Raw genomic sequence first — 15,581 nt, forward strand, 5'->3', positions numbered from 1 at the left:
CCGGACCGGACCGGGCCGGCCGGCGTCCGGGTGCGGTTAGTCCTCGTGCTGCGCGGGTTGGGTGGGCGCGGCGGCAAGCTCCGGCGTCGCGTGGTAGTCGACGACGCCGCTGACCTGCGGGTAGTGCAGGTCGAAGGCGGGCCGCTCGGAGCGGATCCGCGGCAGTGACCGGAAGTTGTGCCGCGGCGGCGGGCAGGACGTCGCCCATTCCAGCGAGTTGCCGTATCCCCACGGGTCGTCGACGGTGGCGAGCGCGCCGTGCCGGTAGGAGTGCCACAGGTTGTAGATGAGCGGCAGCGTGGACATGGCGAGCAGGAACGCGCCGGCGGTCGAGACCGTGTTCAGGGTGGTGAAACCGTCGGTCGGACCATAGTCGGCGTAGCGCCGCGGCATGCCGCGCACGCCGAGCCAGTGCTGCACCAGGAACGTGGCGTGGAAGCCGAAGAACATGGTCCAGAAGTGGATCTTACCCAGCCGGTCGTTCATCATCCGACCGGTGATCTTCGGGAACCAGAAGTAGGTGCCGCCGAACGCGGCGAAGACGACGGTGCCGAACACGACGTAGTGGAAGTGGGCGACGACGAAGTAGCTGTCGCTGACGTGGAAGTCGATCGGCGGGCTGGCCAGCAGCACCCCGGTCAACCCACCGAACAGGAAGGTCACCAGGAAGCCGAGCGCGAACAGCATCGGCGTCTCGAAGGTGAGCTGCCCGCGCCACATCGTGCCGATCCAGTTGAAGAACTTGATGCCGGTGGGCACCGCGATGAGGAACGACAGCAGTGCGAAGAACGGCAGCAGCACCGCACCGGTGACGAACATGTGGTGCGCCCACACCGCGAGGGACAGCACGCCGATCCCGATCGTGGCGAAGACCAGCCCCTTGTAGCCGAACAGGGGTTTTCGGGAGAAGACCGGCAGGATCTCGCTGATGATGCCGAAGAACGGCAGAGCGATGATATAGACCTCGGGATGGCCGAAGTACCAGAAAAGGTGCTGCCACAGGATCGCGCCGCCGTTCGCCGCGTCGAACACGTGCGCGCCGAACCGGCGGTCCGCCTCCAGCGACAGCAACTGCGCGGCCAGCACCGGGAAGGCGACGATCACCAGGATCGACGTCACCAGGAATGTCCAGCAGAAGATGGGCAGCCGGAACATCGTCATCCCGGGTGCGCGTAGCGTCAGGATCGTGGTGATCATGTTGACCGCGCCCAGGATGGTGCCGAGTCCGGACACCACCAGGCCCATGACCCACAGGTCGCCCCCGGTGGTGGGCGAGTATGCCTTGCTGTTGAGCGGGGCGTAGGCGAACCAGCCGAAGTCGGCGGCGCCGTCCGGGGTGAGGAACCCGGCGATGACGGTGAGCCCGCCGAACAGGAAGAACCAGTACGACAGCGAGTTCAAGCGGGGGAACGCCACGTCGGGGGAGCCGATCTGCAACGGCACCAGGAGGTTGGCGAACGCGAACGCCAACGGTGTCGCGAACAGCAGCAGCATGACCGTGCCGTGGATCGTGAACAACTGGTTGTACTGCTCGTTGGAGAAGAACTGCAGCCCCGGCCGGGCGAGCTCCGCCCGCATCATGACGGCCAGGATCCCGGCGAACAGGAAAAAACCGAAAGCGGTGACGAAGTACATCACGGCGATGTCCTTGTGGGACGTCGTCCGCAGGTAGCCGAGCACGTTCGTGCGCGGCCTCGAATGCGCCGCGACGACGTCCTGCGGGTCGGGCCGAGGGAGTGACGCCGGTTCCCGCGGTTCCTCCAGAATCGTCACGCTCGGCTCCCGGTTCCTCGTCGTCCGCGCGGCGCCGCAGGCGGGCCGCGGTGAGCGGGCGGCGGCCGACAAGCCGGCCGACGCCGCCGGCGACCGCGGACCAGCGGCGGTCGGCCGGCGGCAGCCTAACGTGCCGGGCGGGATTCCGGTTGGACGCTGGTCGAGTTTTCTTCGATATGTTTCGCGATGCCCGCCGGGCGATGTGGGGGATTCGATGTGGGGGATTCGCGGAATTTATTGTCTTCGCGCCCGTGATTCCCGGGGCGGTGGCGCGGTCGCGGTCAGGCCGGTTGGGCGCCGGGAACGCCGTCCTCGACGACCCAGGTGGCGTCGGTGGAGACCGGCGAGTCCCGCCGGGAGAGGTCGGCGACGACTCGCATGTCCGCGCGCCACTCCGTCGGCGTCACCCGGATGCGGGTGTACCCCCGGCGATCGCCGCGAAAGTAGCGGACGTGCGGGTTGAGGCGGGCGTTGTTCTTCCGGACGAAGTCGTCGTTGACGAGGAAGAAGGCCGAGCTGATCGAGGTGCAGACGAACTCGGTCGCGACCGCGGGGGTCTCCGGCCGGTCGAAGTCGACGCGCAGGTCGTTCACCCAGGCGCAGTGGAGGTCCCCGGAGAGCACGACGGGATTGCGGGCCCGGCTGTCGCGCACCCCGGACAGCAGCCGCCGCCGGTAGGGGCGGTAACCGTCGTTCTGGTCGAGGTTGGTCAGCATGCTCCCGGACCCGACGGGAAGCTGGCCGTCGAGCTGGGCCATCATCGTCTGCTGCGCGATCACGTTCCAGCGGGTCCGGGAGGCGTCGAGCCCCGCGCGCAGCCAGCGTTCCTGGGCGGCCCCGGCCATCGTGCCACCGGTGTTGCCGGCGCCGAGCGCGGCCGGGCCGATGGCCTCCGGCGAGTTGCCCGGAACCGGGGTCCGGTACTGGCGGGTGTCCATGACGTTGAGCGTCAGCAGGCCGCCGAAGGCGAGGCGGCGGTAGATGCGCAGGTCGGGAGAACCCGGGTTGAGTTCGACCCGGATCGGCATGTGCTCGTAGTACGCCTGGTAGGCGGCGGCCCGCTGGCGGGCGAAGAGGGCCGGGTCCTGGTGGCGGTCGCCGGAGTCGCCAGCCTCGTCGACGAGCCCGGCGTAGTTGTTCTCGACCTCGTGGTCGTCCCAGGTAACGACCCAGGGCGCGGCATGGTGGGCGGCCTGCAGGGCCGGGTCCGCCTTGTACTGGCCGTAGCGGTTGCGGTAGTCCGCCAGTGTCTGGAGCTGGTCGAGTCCGGGCTGCTGGGGAGTGGTGTGCAGACGGTCCGGGAACCGGCTGTCCGGGTCGTACTCGTAGATGTAGTCGCCGACATGCACGACGAGGTCCGGCGCGTCCGCGGCGATGGCGTCGAAGGCCGGCCAGTAGCCGTTCTGGAAGTCCTGGCAGGAGGCCAGCGCCAGGGTCAGCGCCCCGCCGGTGACGTCCGTGCCGGCCTGCGGGGCGGCGGCGGTCCTGGTGCGCCCGACGGGGCTGAGCACGGTGCCGGCCCGGAAACGGTAGAAGTACTCGCGTCCCGGCTCCAGGCCGCGGACGTCGACGTGCACCGAGTGGGCGAACGCCGCCTGCGCGGTCTGCGTGCCGGCGCGCACCACCGACCGGAAGTTCTCGTCTTCGGCGATCTGCCAGTCGACCGGGACGTCGCGCGAGGGCATCCCGCCGCCCTCGCTTGGGCGCGGCGCCAGCCGGGTCCACAGGATGACGCCGTCGGGCAGTGGGTCGCCGCTGGCCACTCCCAGGGCGAACACACCATCGGTCACCCCTGGGACAGGAGTCGGCGCGCGCAGCGTCGGAGCCGGGATCGGTGTCGGGCCGCCCGAGCCGCCACACGCCGCCAGCCCCACCGCGGCCGCCGCCGCGCCCCCGAGACTCAGCCCGCCGAGCAGTACCGCCCGCCGGTGCGGGCGTCCGTGCGGGGCGGACCCGGAGCCGGCGGACAGGGATCGAAGGGGACGAGAGGGGCCCGCCGCGGCATCACCGGTCACAACGTCATGAGAGTAGTGCGTCCGGACCAGCAGAGGAGGGCCGGATCCGCACCCGGCCCGGTCGCCGGCCGCTCGTTCGCCCGCCGGCCGCTCGCTCCCCCGCCGGTGGCTCGTTCGCCCGTCGGCGGTCCGGTCGCCCGCCGGTGGTGCGCGGCCGCGGGTCAGGTGTGGGCGGTGGCGGGGCGGCCGGGCTGTTCGCCGCCGTGCGCCTCGCCGTAGGCCCGCGTCGCAACCAACACCTTGCGCCGGTAGACGCAGACCACCGTGCCGTCCTGGTTGTTGCCACGGGTCTCCACGGTGACGACGCCCCGGTCATCGCGGCTGCGGGAGGGGACCTTGTCGAGCACGGTGGACTCGCCGTAGATCGTGTCGCCGTGGAACACCGGCGCGACGTGCCGCAGCGACTCGACCTCGAGGTTGGCGATGGCCTTGCCGGAGACGTCCGGGACCGACATGCCCAGCAGCAGGGAGTACACGTAGTTGCCGACCACCACGTTGCGCTTGAACTGGGTGCTCTGCTCGGCGTAGTGGCTGTCCAGGTGGAGCGGATGGTGGTTCATCGTCAGCAGGCAGAACAGGTGGTCGTCGTACTCGGTGACCGTCTTGCCCGGCCAGTGCCGGTACACGTCCCCGACCTCGAACTCCTCGAACCAGCGGCCGAACCGCATGACAGACCCCCTCCGGACGCGGCGGTGGCGGCGCGCCACACGGACCGTTGAACGCAGAGAGTAGTCAATTCTTGCGCTGCGTCGCCGTGTTCGGGTGTCCGCCTCAGCCGAGGTCGACCTCGCGGCGGTTCGGGTCGCGCAGGTCGGTGCCCGCGGCCAGCCAGCGCTGGTGCAGCGCCTCGGGGCCGTGCACCCGCTTGAAGGCCGCCTCGTTCATGGTCATCGGCAGGACGGGCAGGAAGCGCACGGGCGCGGCGGCGGCGAACGCGGGGTCGTCCAGGGCGTCGGCGATCGGCAGGTCGGGGATCAGGCCGCCGGGCTCGGCGACGAGCACCGCGGTGAACGGCGCGCCGTCCCACAGCGGCTCGCCGAGGTCCAGGCCGGCACCGGGGGCGATGGGCCGGCCCTCGACGGCGGGGACGGCCGCCAGCACGGCGAGCCGGCGCAGCACGCTGTCGCGGTGGCCGCGCAGCGACAGCACGAGCTCGGCCCGCGGCCCGGCGGGGTCGCGCACGGCGGAGTCGGACGCCGTCATCGGCTCCCGGGACATGCCGAGGGTGAGGTACCGGACGACGCCGCCGCGGTCGGGGCCGAACCGCAGCACGTCCATCCGCTCCGTGCCGAGGAAGGTCACCGAGGCGCGGCCGGTGTCCCGGCCGAACAGCGCCGTGACGTGCCCCTCGACGGATCGACTCAGGGCGCTGTCGCTCACGGGACCCGTGCCGCAGTTCGCATGGGATCGATCGTAGGGTCGGCGGGAGCGCTCGTGCCGCCGGTCGGCGTTCGGGAACCGCCGTGCCCGGTGGGTGCGTTCAACATGGTGGGCAACCTTGGAGGGGCTGTGGGACAGGTGCTGACGAAGGGCGGCAATGCGCCGTTGTCCACCACCGACGTCCGAGTGGAGATCGCCTCGTCGATCTCGCTGGACATCGCCGCGATCCTGGTGACGGCCGCCGGCAAGGTGCGCACCGACGACGACTTCGTGTTCTTCAACCAGCCGACCGGCCCGGGGGTGCGGCTGCTGCCACCGGCGGCGCTGGAGTTCACCCTGGCGGCGGTGCCGCCGGACATCGACAAGGTCGTCGTCACGGGCAGCCTGGACGGCTCCGGCCCGGTGACGTTCGCGGGCGTGCGAGGGCTGGGCATCTCGGTGCGCGACTCCCGCGGCGGCACCGAGCTGGTCCGGTTCGACCCCGCCGGGCTCGGTGCGGAGACCGCGCTGATCCTCGTCGAGCTCTACCGCCGGGCCGGCGCGTGGAAGGCACGCGCGGTCGGGCAGGGCTACGCCTCCGGCCTCGCCGGCATCGCCACCGACTTCGGCATCGCCGTCGACGATCCCGGCACCTCCGGCCCGTCACCGGCCGCGGCCCAGCCGCCGGCCGCCCCTCCCCGCCCGCAGCCCGCCGCGCCCGCGGGCCAGCCGTGGGGCCCGCCCGCGCCGCCTGCGCCCCCGCCGTCCGGAGGTCAGCAGTGGGGGCCCCCGCCCGTCCCGCCCGCGCCGGCTCCGGCCGGTGGGGCGCCGCAGTGGGGCGCGCCACTGCCGCCGCCCGGTCAGCAGTGGGGCCCGCCGCCCGCCGCGCCGCAGTGGGGGCCACCGCCGCCGCCCGGTCAGCAGTGGGGGCCGCCCGGCGCGCCGCCGCCCGCGCCCGCAGGCCAGCAGTGGGGTCCGCCCGGGCCCCCGCCGGCCGGCGGTCAGCAGTGGGGTCCGCCGCCGCCGGCTCCCGGCCAGCCCGGCGGCCGGGTCAACCTGGACAAGGGCCGGGTCTCGCTGACCAAGGGCCAGAGCGTGTCGCTGGTGAAGACCGGCGCGCCCCCGCTCACCCGGGTGCGGATGGGCCTGGGTTGGGATCCGGCGCAGCGCGGTCGGTCGATCGACCTCGACGCGTCCTGCATCCTGTTCGACGAGCGCGGCAAGGACGTGGACAAGGTCTGGTTCATGTCCAAGAAGGGCGCGCGCGGCGCGGTGCGCCACTCGGGCGACAACCTCACCGGCCGCGGCGACGGCGACGACGAGACGATCCAGGTGGATCTCGCCGCGCTGCCCCCGAACGTCGTCACGCTCATCTTCACGGTGAACAGCTTCCAGGGGCAGCCGTTCACCGACGTGCGCAACGCCTACTGCCGGCTCTACGACGACGTCACCGGCCAGGAGCTCGTCCGTTTCGACCTGTCCGAGTCCAAGCCGTCGACCGGGCTGGTGATGTGCCGTGTGCAGCGCGAGGGCGGCGGCCAGACCTGGGCCATGACCGCGATCGGCGAGTTCCACGACGGCAAGACCGTCCGCGCGATGGTCAACCCGTCGAAGCAGTACCTCTGACACCTGCCGCCACCGGCCGGCGCCCGCGGTCCGGGCGTCGGCGAGTCAGGCGGTCGGCGGGTCAGGCGTCGGCGGGCCGAGTGTCGGTGGCGGGCTGGGCGCTGGTGGCGGGCTGGGCGGTGGCGAGGCGGCGCAGGCGGATGACGGCGGTGGCGTCGAGCTGCCCGTCGCCGCGCGCCTGGGAGGCGGCGAGATCGTTCTCGGCGAGCTCGGTCAGCGGCACCGGGACGCCCCGACGGGCCGCCTCCGCCAGGCAGATCCGCAGGTCCTTGCGCATCCAGTCGACGGCGAAGCCGAAGTCGAACTCATCGCGGATCATGGTGGCGGCGCGGTTGGTCAGGTACCAGGAGCTCGCGGCGCCACCCGACACGGCGGGTAGCACCTGGTCCAGGTCGAGGCCGGCGGCGGCGGCGAAGTTGAGTGCCTCGGCCGCGCCCTCGATCGCCCCGGCCACCAGGATCTGGTTGACCATCTTCGTGAGCTGGCCGGCGCCGACCGGGCCGATGCGGGTGATCGTCGTCCCGTAGGCGGCCAGCACCGGTCGGACCCGCTCCACCGTGTCCACCTCGCCGCCGCACATGACGCTGAGGCGCCCCGCCTCGGCACCGGCCTGCCCGCCGGACACCGGCGCGTCGACGAAACCGACTCCCACCTGCGCCGCCTGCCCCGCGATCTCGGCGGCCAGCTCCGCCGACGTCGTCGTGTGGTCGACGATCGTCGCCCCCGGCGCCAGCGCGCCGAGCGCGCCGTCCGGCCCGAGCAGCACCGCGCGGACGTCGTCGTCGGCCCCGACGCAGACACAGACCACCTCGGATCCGGCGGCGGCCTGCGCCGGCGTGGCCGCGACCCGGCCCGGGTGCGCAGCCGACCAGCGCGCCGCGGTCGTCTCCGTGCGGTTGTACACGACGGTGTCGAATCCGGCGCGGGCGAGATGGCCGGCCATGGGGAAGCCCATGGTGCCGAGGCCGACGAAGGCAACCTGCATCAGCGTGCTCCTGTTCCCGGATGGTCGGTCAGGAGCAGACTACGCATGTCGGACCGGGCGGCCGGCGCGATCGGCGCCCGCGGTCGCCCCCGGCCCGAGCGGGTCAGCGAGGCGTTTCGTACTCCCGCAGCAGGGCCCGGCTGATGATCCGCTTCTGGATCTCGGAGGTGCCCTCGCCGATGAGCATGAACGGCGCCTCCCGGTAGAGGCGCTCGATCTCGTACTCCTTCGAGTAGCCGTAGCCGCCGTGGATGCGGAACGCCTCCGTCGTCACCTCGTGGCAGTACTCGCTGGCCAGGTACTTCGCCATCCCGGCGGAGACGTCGTTGCGCTGCCCGCTGTCCTTCTTGCGGGCGGCGCTGACCATCATCAGGTGACCGGCCTCGACCTTGGTCGCCATCTCGGCGAGCTTGAAGGAGATGGCCTGGTGCTCGGCGATCGGCCGACCGAAGGCGCGCCGGGTCTGCGCGTAGGCGATGCCGAGCTCGAAGGCGCGGATCATGATGCCGCAGGCCCGCGCGGCGACGTTGACCCGACCGACCTCGACGCCGTCCATCATCTGGTAGAAGCCCTGGCCGCGGCCGTCGTCGCCGCCGAGGATCGCCGCGGCCGGCACCCGGTGGTCGGCGAGGACCATCTCGGTCGTCTCGATGCCCTTGTAGCCGAGCTTGTCGATGCTGCCGGGAATGGTGATCCCGCCGTGGGTGCCGAAGCCCGGTTCCTTCTCCAGCAGGAACGTGGTCATGTTCCGGTAGACCGACTCGGCGCCCTCGTCGGTCTTCACCAGGGTGGCGACGATCCCGGCCCGCGCGCCGTTGGTCAGCCACATCTTCTGCCCGTTGAGCACGTAGACGTCGCCGTCGCCGTCGCCACCGGCCCTCCGGTCGGCCCGGCTGGTGATCGCCGCGACGTCCGAGCCGCAGCCGGGCTCGCTCATCGAGAACGCGCCGCGCAGTTCGCCGGTGGCCATCCGCGGCAACAACCGGCTGCGCTGGTCGGCGCTGCCATGCTGGCCGATCAGGTAGGCGACGATGAAATGGGTGTTGACGACTCCGGCGACGCTCATCCAGCCCCGGGCGATCTCCTCCACGACCAGCGCGTAGGTGAGCAGCGACTCGCCCAGTCCGCCGTACTGCTCGGGAATGGTGATCCCGAACAGCCCCATCTCCTTCATCGACTCGACGATGGACTCCGGGTACTCGTCGGCGTGTTCGAGCTCGGTGGCGAACGGAAGGATCTCCTTGTCGACGAACGTGCGCACCGCCGCGAGGATGTCGCGCTGCACGTCGGTCAGGTCGTCGGTCTGCGCGATCCTGCCCATCGGTCGTCCCCCTCCTGCGGCCTGCGCGGCCGGCTAGCGCCCGACGCCGACCGGCGGCTCGAACTTCCGCGTGCGGGCGAGCCCCGCGGCGCGGCCCTTGCCCGCGACGACCTCGGCCATCTTGCGGCTGGCCTCGTCGATCATTTCGTCGCCGAGCATCACCGCGCCGGTCAGCCCGCCCTCGGCCGAGGTGTGCCAGGCGTAGGCGTCCAGGATCAGCTCGGCGTGGTCGTAGTCGGCCTGGCGCGGTGCGTAGATCTCGTTGGCCGCCTCGATCTGGCCGGGATGCAGCACCCATTTCCCGTCGTAGCCGAGCGCGGCCGAGCGGGCGGCGGTCGCCCGGAAACCCTCGGTGTCGCGGATCTGGAGGAAGGGGCCGTCGATCGCCTGCACCCCGCGGGCGCGGGCCGTCTCGAGAATCTTGAACAGCACGTAGTGGAAGGGGTCGCCCGGATAGTCCGGGCTGAGCGCGCCGACCGTGAGCGACGGCATGTTGATCGAGGCCATGAAGTCGGCCGGGCCGAAGATGATGGTCTCGATCCGGGGGCTGGCGAAGGCGATCTCGCGCACGTTCGACAGGCCTAGCGCCGTTTCGATCTGCGCCTCGATCCCGATCCGGCCGACCTCGAACCCCAGCACCTTCTCGATCTGGGTGAGCAGCAGGTCCAACCAGGCCACCTGGGCGGCGGACTGCACCTTCGGCAGCATGACGCAGTCCAGGTTCGCCCCGGCGCCCTCGACGACCTCGATGACGTCTCGGTAGGTCCAGCGGGTCGTCAGGTCGTTCACCCGGACGACCCGGGTCCGCCCCGCCCAGTCGCCCTCGTTGAGCGCCGCGACCACGTTCGCCCGGGCGGCCTCCTTCGCGCCGAGCGCGACCGAGTCCTCCAGATCGCAGAACACCTGGTCGGCGGGCAGGCCCTGGGCCTTGCCGAGCATCTTCGTCGAGGATCCGGGGACGGCCAGACACGACCGGCGGGAACGCTGCGGCATGACCTCTATGCTATCGACCTGTCACTCGCCGTGCTCAACGTCGGTCCGGGATCCCCGGATGGATCCGATCGGTGAGCATCGACGGGCCCGCGTGTGCCCGCCTTCGACCAGCGCGACGCGGCCTGGGCCCGGCCGTCCGGACATACCCGCCTGCCTCGTGATTGCCCAGGCGGGCGGGTATGTCGGGGTCGGGGTTGCGGGAAGCGCCCGCGCGGGTAGCCTCCGGCCGTGAACAGGACTGCGGCGCCGGCCCGCGGCGGTATGTCCGCCTACGTCGGGAACGGTCAGTGACCACGATGCCCACGCGCCCCGCCCCGTCCAGGGTGTACTGCCGCCGCCTGGCCGGCCTGCTGGTCCTCGACCCGAACGGCGACCAGGTCGGCCGGGTCCACGACATCGTCGTCACGCTGCGCCTCGGGCACGAGCCGCCCCGCGTGCTGGGCCTTGCCGTCGAGGTCCAGCGTCGGCCGATCTTCGTGCCGATCGGGCGGGTCACCGGCGTGGAGTCCGGCGCGGTCGTGCTCTCCTCGGCCCGGCTGAGCTGGCGGCGCTTCCAGCAACGGCCGAACGAGACCCGGGTCCTCGGCGAGCTGCTCGACCGCCGCGCGACGCTGCTGTCCTCGGGCACCGAGGTCACCGTCGTCGACGCCGCGATCGAGCCGATCCGCGGCGGGGACTGGGTGCTCGACCAGGTGGCGGTCCGCACCGGGCGGGGTCGGCGCGGCGAGGTGCGCACCGTGGCCTGGGACGAGGTCACCGGCCTGTCGCTGGCCGAGGGGGGCCAGGGCGCGGCGAACCTGCTGGCCGCGTTCGAGAAGCTGCGCCCCGCGGACCTCGCGACCCTGCTGCACGACCTGTCCGACAAGCGGCGCGCCGAGGTCGCCGCGGCCCTCGACGACGAACGGCTCGCCGACGTCCTGGAGGAGCTGCCCGAGGACGAGCAGGTGGAGCTGCTCGGCGGGCTCGCCGAGGAACGCGCCGCCGACGTGCTGGAGGCGATGGGCCCCGACGACGCGGCGGACCTGCTCGGCGAGCTACCCGCCGAGGACGCCGAGCGGCTGCTGCGGCTGATGGAGCCGGACGAGGCCGCCGACGTGCGCCGCCTGCTGCGCTATGCCGACGACACCGCCGGCGGGATCATGACCAGCGAGCCGGTCGTGCTCGCCCCGAACGCGACGGTGGCCGAGGCGCTCGCGCGCATCCGCGAGCCGGAGCTGTCCCCGGCGCTGGCCGCGCAGGTCTACGTGGTCCGCCCGCCGTACGAGACGCCCACCGGCCGCTACCTCGGCCTCGCGCACTTCCAGCGGCTGCTGCGGGAGCCGCCGTCCACCCTGGTCGGCGGCGTGATCGACGTGGACATGGCGTCGCTGCGGCCGGAGACCCCGCTCGCCGAGGTCACCCGGCTGCTGGCGTCGTACAACCTGGTCGCCGCGCCGGTGCTCGACCGCGGCGGACGGCTCGTCGGCGTGGTCACCGTGGACGACGTCCTCGACCACCTGCTGCCGGCCGACTGGCGCGAGCGCCAGCTCGAATCCGACGTCGACACCCACACGACGCCCGGCCTGTTCGCCCCGCCCCCGGGCGGTGGGGAACCCGGCGCTCTGGGTGGAGTGGGCGCCAGCCCGCCGGCGGCTCCGTGAGGGGGCGCCGGCGCGGCGCGCGCCTGGACCAGCCGCGGCTGTCGCGGCGCGCGTCGCTACGGCCCGCCTACGAGTCGGACGCGTTCGGCCGGATCGCCGAGCGGGTGGCCCGGTTCATCGGGACGGCGCGCTACCTCGTCGCCCAGAGCATCGTCATCGTGCTGTGGGTCGCATACAACGTCTTCGTCCCCAGCTCCGCGCGCTTCGACGAGTTCCCGTTCATCTTCCTGACGCTGGTGCTGTCGTTGCAGGCCGCGTACGCGGCGCCACTCATCCTGCTGGCGCAGAACCGGCAGGACGACCGAGACCGGGCGAACCTCGCCCAGGACCGGGAGCAGTCGGTCCGCACCCGCGATGACACCGAGTACCTGGCCCGGGAGCTGGCCGCCGTGCGCATCACCATCGGGGAGCTGGCCACCCGCGACTTCCTGCGCTCGGAGCTGCGCGCCCTGCTCGCCGAGCTGGACGCGGCCGACCACGACCACGACCACGACCGCGACCGCGACCGCGACCGGGAACGGCGCGACCGGCGCCGGCGCCGCGAGGGCGAGCGCCGCGACCGCCCCGACCGCTCCGACCGGGCTGTTGCGACCGAGCGCGTCCCCACCGAGAAGCGCACCCCCGCAGAGAAGCGTGTCCCTGCCGGGAAGCGGGCCCCTGTCGGGGAGCGGGCCCCTGTCGGGGAGCGCATGCCTGCCGCCGAACGTCCCCCTGCCGAGAAGCGTCCCCCTGCCGGGGAGCGAGGGCACGACTCGGACCAGGACGGCACCCGGCCCGCTGGCGGGCCGCCCGGCGGGACGGGGGAGCGCTGACCGCCGCGGCGATGGGGCGGACGCCCTGGCGCCGCTCCCACGCACACCGCCTCGCGGGGGCGGGGTCGCCGCCGCGGGTGAACCGCCCCGCGCCAGGGGCTCGCGTGTCAACAAGCAGGTGCGCGGCCTAGGGCTGGCCCGCCGCGCCGCGGCAGAGCGTCAGCACCGCCATCGCGATCTCGACGCCGCGGGGACCGAGCTCGTTCGCCCAGATGGCGATGATCTCGTTTTCCCGGGCGTGTTCGATCCGCGGGCCGCCCTCGGCCGAGCGCAGCGCCTGGATCTGCCGGGACAGGTCGCGGCGGGTGGCCAGCAGCTCGCGGAGCTGGGCGTCGATGTCGTCGATGTGCTGGCGTCCCTCGGCGATGTTGCTGATCGTCAGAGGCTCGCCCGTGATCGGCGCGCGCCCCGCGCCGGTGAGGATGGCGCCCGGTGCCGTGGGCGAGGGGATCGCGGCGTCGGGACGGTCGACGAGGTTATCCACGAATGGGCCTTTCGATCGGAGGCCCGGCGCAGCCCAGGCCGAGACGACCCGGGGCGGACCGGGCCTGGGTCTGACGCTCGTACCGCGTGAGGTCAGCGGTGGAGCGGGGACCGTGCCCGGTCCCCATAAAACGGAGGCAGCAGCGCGCCATGGCGCGAGGTTCGGCTGCTCTCCATGCAGCAAGCATGCCAGCCCGGCACGGATCCGTCCAGGAACCGACGCGGCGCCGCAACCACCCCCCTCGTCCCGGATGGTCACCCTTTCGCTGGTGCCGCCGCTCCCCGGCTGCGGGGCGGGGTGCGGTGCGCCGTGCACGGGCCAGGATGCCCAGATCGGACGGAACGCACCGCTACCGGGAGCGGTACCTGTGGGTGCTCGCCGGAGGGCGATCGGTGCGTGACCGACGGGTTCCTGCGGGGTGGGATGATCGGTCGATGGGACAGATGGAGCTCGGCGGCATGCCCCGCAGGCTGTTCGCCTGTACGCCGTCGCGGCTGGCCGCGTTCGAGGACTGCCCCCGTCGCTACCGGATGATCTATCTGGACCGGCCGCGCCCGCCGAAGGGTCCGCCTTGGGCGCACACCTCCTTCGGTGTCAGCGTGCACAACGCGCTGCGCCGGTGGTGGGAGGAGCCGTTCGAACGCCGCACCCCGCTGCGCGCCGCCGAGCTGCTGCGCCTGGGCTGGGTCGACGAGGGGTTCCGCGATCCCGAGCAGTCGCAGCAGTGGCGGGAGCGGGCCGTCGGGATGGTCCGTGGCTATGTCGAGGGCCTGGACCCGGCGGCCGAGCCGCGCGGGGTCGAACGCTCGGTCGCCGCCCGCACCGAGGCGCTGGCCTTCTCCGGCCGGGTTGACCGCCTCGACGACCGGGACGGGGAGCTCGTCGTCGTCGACTACAAGACCGGCCGGCGACCCGTCACCGACGACGACGCCCGGACCTCGCGGGCTCTGGCGCTCTACGCGCTGGCCGCGGGCCGGATGCTGCGCCAGCCCTGCCGGCGGGTCGAGCTGCACCACGTGCCCACCGGCCGGGTCGCCGTCGCCGAGCACACCGAGGACAGCATCGCCCGCCACGTCCGTCGCGCCGAGTCCGTCGCCGCCGACGCCGTCGAGGCGACGGAGGCGCTGAGCGGCGGCGGTGAACCCGATCGCGCCTTCCCGCCCCGCCCCGGCCCGCTGTGCTCGTGGTGCGACTTCCGCCGGCTGTGCGCGGAAGGTCAGGCCGCCAGCCCCGAGCGCCAGCCCTGGGCCGCCCTCGGCGAGGACCCAGGGCCGGCCGGCTGACCTGCCGCGGCACCGGCCATCCGGCGACCTCCTCGCCCGCCGGATGTCAACATGGGACCGTGTCCGAGCAGACCACAGCCCCCGCCCAGCCGCGGGTCTCCGCGAAGGCGATGACCTTCACCGAGTCCGTCATCCGGGACATGACCCGGCTCGCCCTGGCGCACGACGCGGTGAACCTCGCCCAGGGGTTCCCCGACTTCGCCTGCCCGCCCGAGCTCAAGGAGGCGGCCAAGGCCGCCATCGACGCGGACGTGAACCAGTACGCGATCACCTGGGGGGCGGCTGAGTTCCGCGCCGCGGTCGCCGCGAAGGTGGGGCGGACCTACCCGGGCTGGTCGGTCGATCCGGACACCGAGATCTGCGTGACCTGCGGTTCGACCGAGGCGATGATCGCCACCATGCTGGCGCTGGTCGACCCCGGCGACGAAGTGATCATGTTCGAGCCGTTCTACGAGAACTACGGGCCCGACACGATCCTGTCCGGTGCACGCCCGCGACTGGTCCGCCTGCACGCTCCCGACTGGTCGATCGACCCGGCGGAGCTGCGCGCGGCCTTCAGCGACCGCACCCGGGCCATCGTCCTGAACACCCCGCACAACCCGACCGGCAAGGTGCTGCGCCGCGACGAGCTGGAGCTGGTCGCCGAGCTCTGCCAGCGCCACGACGTGCTGGTGTTCACCGACGAGATCTACGAGCACATCCACTACCTCGGACCCGGCGGCCACATCCCGCCGGCGACGATCCCCGGCCTCGAGGATCGCACCGTCACCATCAACGCCCTGTCGAAGACCTACGCGGTCACGGGCTGGCGGGTGGGCTGGACGATCGCGCCGCCCGCCTACACCTCGGCGATCCGCAAGGTCCACGACTTCCTGACCGTCGGCGCGGCGGCACCGTTGCAGGCCGGCGGCGTGGCGGCGATGGGCCTGCCGCCCGCCTACTACGACGGGCTCGCCGAGCAGTACCGCACCCGCCGCGACCTGCTGTGCGCCGCGCTGGCTGACACCGGGTTCACGTTCCGGCAGCCGGACGGCGCCTACTACGTGATGTGCGACACCCGCGCGATCGACCCGGCCGGGGACGACGTGGCCCTGGCCCGGCGGCTGGTCACCGAGATCGGGGTGGCGGCCGTGCCCGGCTCGTCGTTCTTCGCCGATCCCGCCGACGGACGCCACATCATCCGGTTCGGCTTCCCCAAGAAGATCTCCACACTGCAGGCCGCCGCGGACCGCCTGGTCCGCCTGAGCCGCCCGGCCGCCGGCGGCTGAATCCGGCGCTCGGGCGGGCTCG

General features: G+C 72.7%; 13 protein-coding genes. 5 read left to right on the forward strand and 8 right to left on the reverse strand.

Annotated features, from left to right (window positions below; all coding sequences use genetic code 11):
* Window positions 1-36: 36 nt before the first annotated feature.
* The 4 genes from ctaD to AC5R91_RS23575 all read right to left on the reverse strand — a co-directional run bounded on the left by ctaD (window position 37) and on the right by AC5R91_RS23575 (window position 5,168).
* On the reverse strand, window positions 37-1,773 hold the full coding sequence (ctaD, locus tag AC5R91_RS23560; protein WP_495393497.1) for an aa3-type cytochrome oxidase subunit I: 1,737 nt from the start codon (window positions 1,771-1,773) through the stop codon (window positions 37-39).
* A gap of 281 nt (window positions 1,774-2,054) precedes the next feature.
* Entirely contained in the window at window positions 2,055-3,788 is a 1,734-nt protein-coding gene (locus tag AC5R91_RS23565; protein ID WP_495393498.1) for an alkaline phosphatase D family protein, read from the reverse strand.
* A 161-nt stretch (window positions 3,789-3,949) separates the two neighbouring features.
* Complete coding sequence (locus tag AC5R91_RS23570) at window positions 3,950-4,456, reverse strand: MaoC family dehydratase (RefSeq protein ID WP_495393499.1); 507 nt, start codon at window positions 4,454-4,456, stop codon at window positions 3,950-3,952.
* Window positions 4,457-4,559: 103 nt separating this feature from the next.
* Window positions 4,560-5,168: a suppressor of fused domain protein gene (locus tag AC5R91_RS23575; protein ID WP_495393500.1), complete on the reverse strand. Its 609-nt coding sequence runs from the start codon at window positions 5,166-5,168 to the stop codon at window positions 4,560-4,562.
* Window positions 5,169-5,297: 129 nt separating this feature from the next.
* On the opposite strand from AC5R91_RS23575, the gene AC5R91_RS23580 reads away from it, so the two are divergent.
* A complete protein-coding gene (locus tag AC5R91_RS23580) occupies window positions 5,298-6,773 on the forward strand; it encodes a TerD family protein (RefSeq protein ID WP_495393501.1) in 1,476 nt (491 codons plus the stop codon).
* A 61-nt stretch (window positions 6,774-6,834) separates the two neighbouring features.
* Here the strand turns inward: AC5R91_RS23580 and AC5R91_RS23585 are convergent, their stop codons facing one another.
* From AC5R91_RS23585 to AC5R91_RS23595, 3 genes are all read right to left on the reverse strand, one after another.
* Complete coding sequence (locus AC5R91_RS23585; RefSeq protein WP_495393502.1) at window positions 6,835-7,758, reverse strand: NAD(P)-dependent oxidoreductase; 924 nt, start codon at window positions 7,756-7,758, stop codon at window positions 6,835-6,837.
* 103 nt (window positions 7,759-7,861) lie between these two features.
* Window positions 7,862-9,079: an acyl-CoA dehydrogenase family protein gene (locus tag AC5R91_RS23590; protein WP_495393503.1), complete on the reverse strand. Its 1,218-nt coding sequence runs from the start codon at window positions 9,077-9,079 to the stop codon at window positions 7,862-7,864.
* Window positions 9,080-9,112: 33 nt separating this feature from the next.
* Window positions 9,113-10,072: an HpcH/HpaI aldolase/citrate lyase family protein gene (locus AC5R91_RS23595; protein WP_495393504.1), complete on the reverse strand. Its 960-nt coding sequence runs from the start codon at window positions 10,070-10,072 to the stop codon at window positions 9,113-9,115.
* 296 nt (window positions 10,073-10,368) lie between these two features.
* Between AC5R91_RS23595 and AC5R91_RS23600 the strand changes: the two genes are divergently transcribed.
* The gene (locus AC5R91_RS23600) at window positions 10,369-11,712 is read left to right on the forward strand and encodes a magnesium transporter MgtE N-terminal domain-containing protein (protein WP_495393505.1); all 1,344 of its coding nucleotides are present in this window, start codon (window positions 10,369-10,371) and stop codon (window positions 11,710-11,712) included.
* Window positions 11,709-12,524, forward strand: coding sequence for a DUF1003 domain-containing protein (locus AC5R91_RS23605; protein ID WP_495393506.1), 816 nt, complete (start codon window positions 11,709-11,711; stop codon window positions 12,522-12,524). Before AC5R91_RS23600 ends, AC5R91_RS23605 begins: the two co-directional genes overlap by 4 nt.
* A gap of 127 nt (window positions 12,525-12,651) precedes the next feature.
* Here the strand turns inward: AC5R91_RS23605 and AC5R91_RS23610 are convergent, their stop codons facing one another.
* Window positions 12,652-13,008, reverse strand: coding sequence for a chorismate mutase (locus AC5R91_RS23610; protein WP_495393507.1), 357 nt, complete (start codon window positions 13,006-13,008; stop codon window positions 12,652-12,654).
* Between the two features lie 434 nt (window positions 13,009-13,442).
* Between AC5R91_RS23610 and AC5R91_RS23615 the strand changes: the two genes are divergently transcribed.
* Both AC5R91_RS23615 and AC5R91_RS23620 read left to right on the forward strand, forming a co-directional pair.
* Window positions 13,443-14,291 carry a RecB family exonuclease gene (locus tag AC5R91_RS23615; protein ID WP_495393508.1) on the forward strand — a complete coding sequence of 283 codons (849 nt, stop codon included), beginning with the start codon at window positions 13,443-13,445 and terminating at the stop codon, window positions 14,289-14,291.
* A gap of 59 nt (window positions 14,292-14,350) precedes the next feature.
* The gene (locus AC5R91_RS23620) at window positions 14,351-15,559 is read left to right on the forward strand and encodes a pyridoxal phosphate-dependent aminotransferase (RefSeq protein WP_495393509.1); all 1,209 of its coding nucleotides are present in this window, start codon (window positions 14,351-14,353) and stop codon (window positions 15,557-15,559) included.
* Window positions 15,560-15,581 lie beyond the last annotated feature (22 nt).

It is taken from the genome of Frankia sp. BMG5.60 (assembly GCF_059428125.1).

Coding starts and splice junctions, on each gene's coding strand:
- AC5R91_RS23570 (WP_495393499.1), bottom strand. CDS start 4,456: ATGCGGTTCGGCCGCTGGTTCGAGGAGTTCGAGGTCGGGGACGTGTAC.
- AC5R91_RS23585 (WP_495393502.1), bottom strand. CDS start 7,758: ATGCAGGTTGCCTTCGTCGGCCTCGGCACCATGGGCTTCCCCATGGCC.
- AC5R91_RS23590 (WP_495393503.1), bottom strand. CDS start 9,079: ATGGGCAGGATCGCGCAGACCGACGACCTGACCGACGTGCAGCGCGAC.
- AC5R91_RS23595 (WP_495393504.1), bottom strand. CDS start 10,072: ATGCCGCAGCGTTCCCGCCGGTCGTGTCTGGCCGTCCCCGGATCCTCG.
- AC5R91_RS23600 (WP_495393505.1), top strand. CDS start 10,369: ATGCCCACGCGCCCCGCCCCGTCCAGGGTGTACTGCCGCCGCCTGGCC.
- AC5R91_RS23615 (WP_495393508.1), top strand. CDS start 13,443: ATGGGACAGATGGAGCTCGGCGGCATGCCCCGCAGGCTGTTCGCCTGT.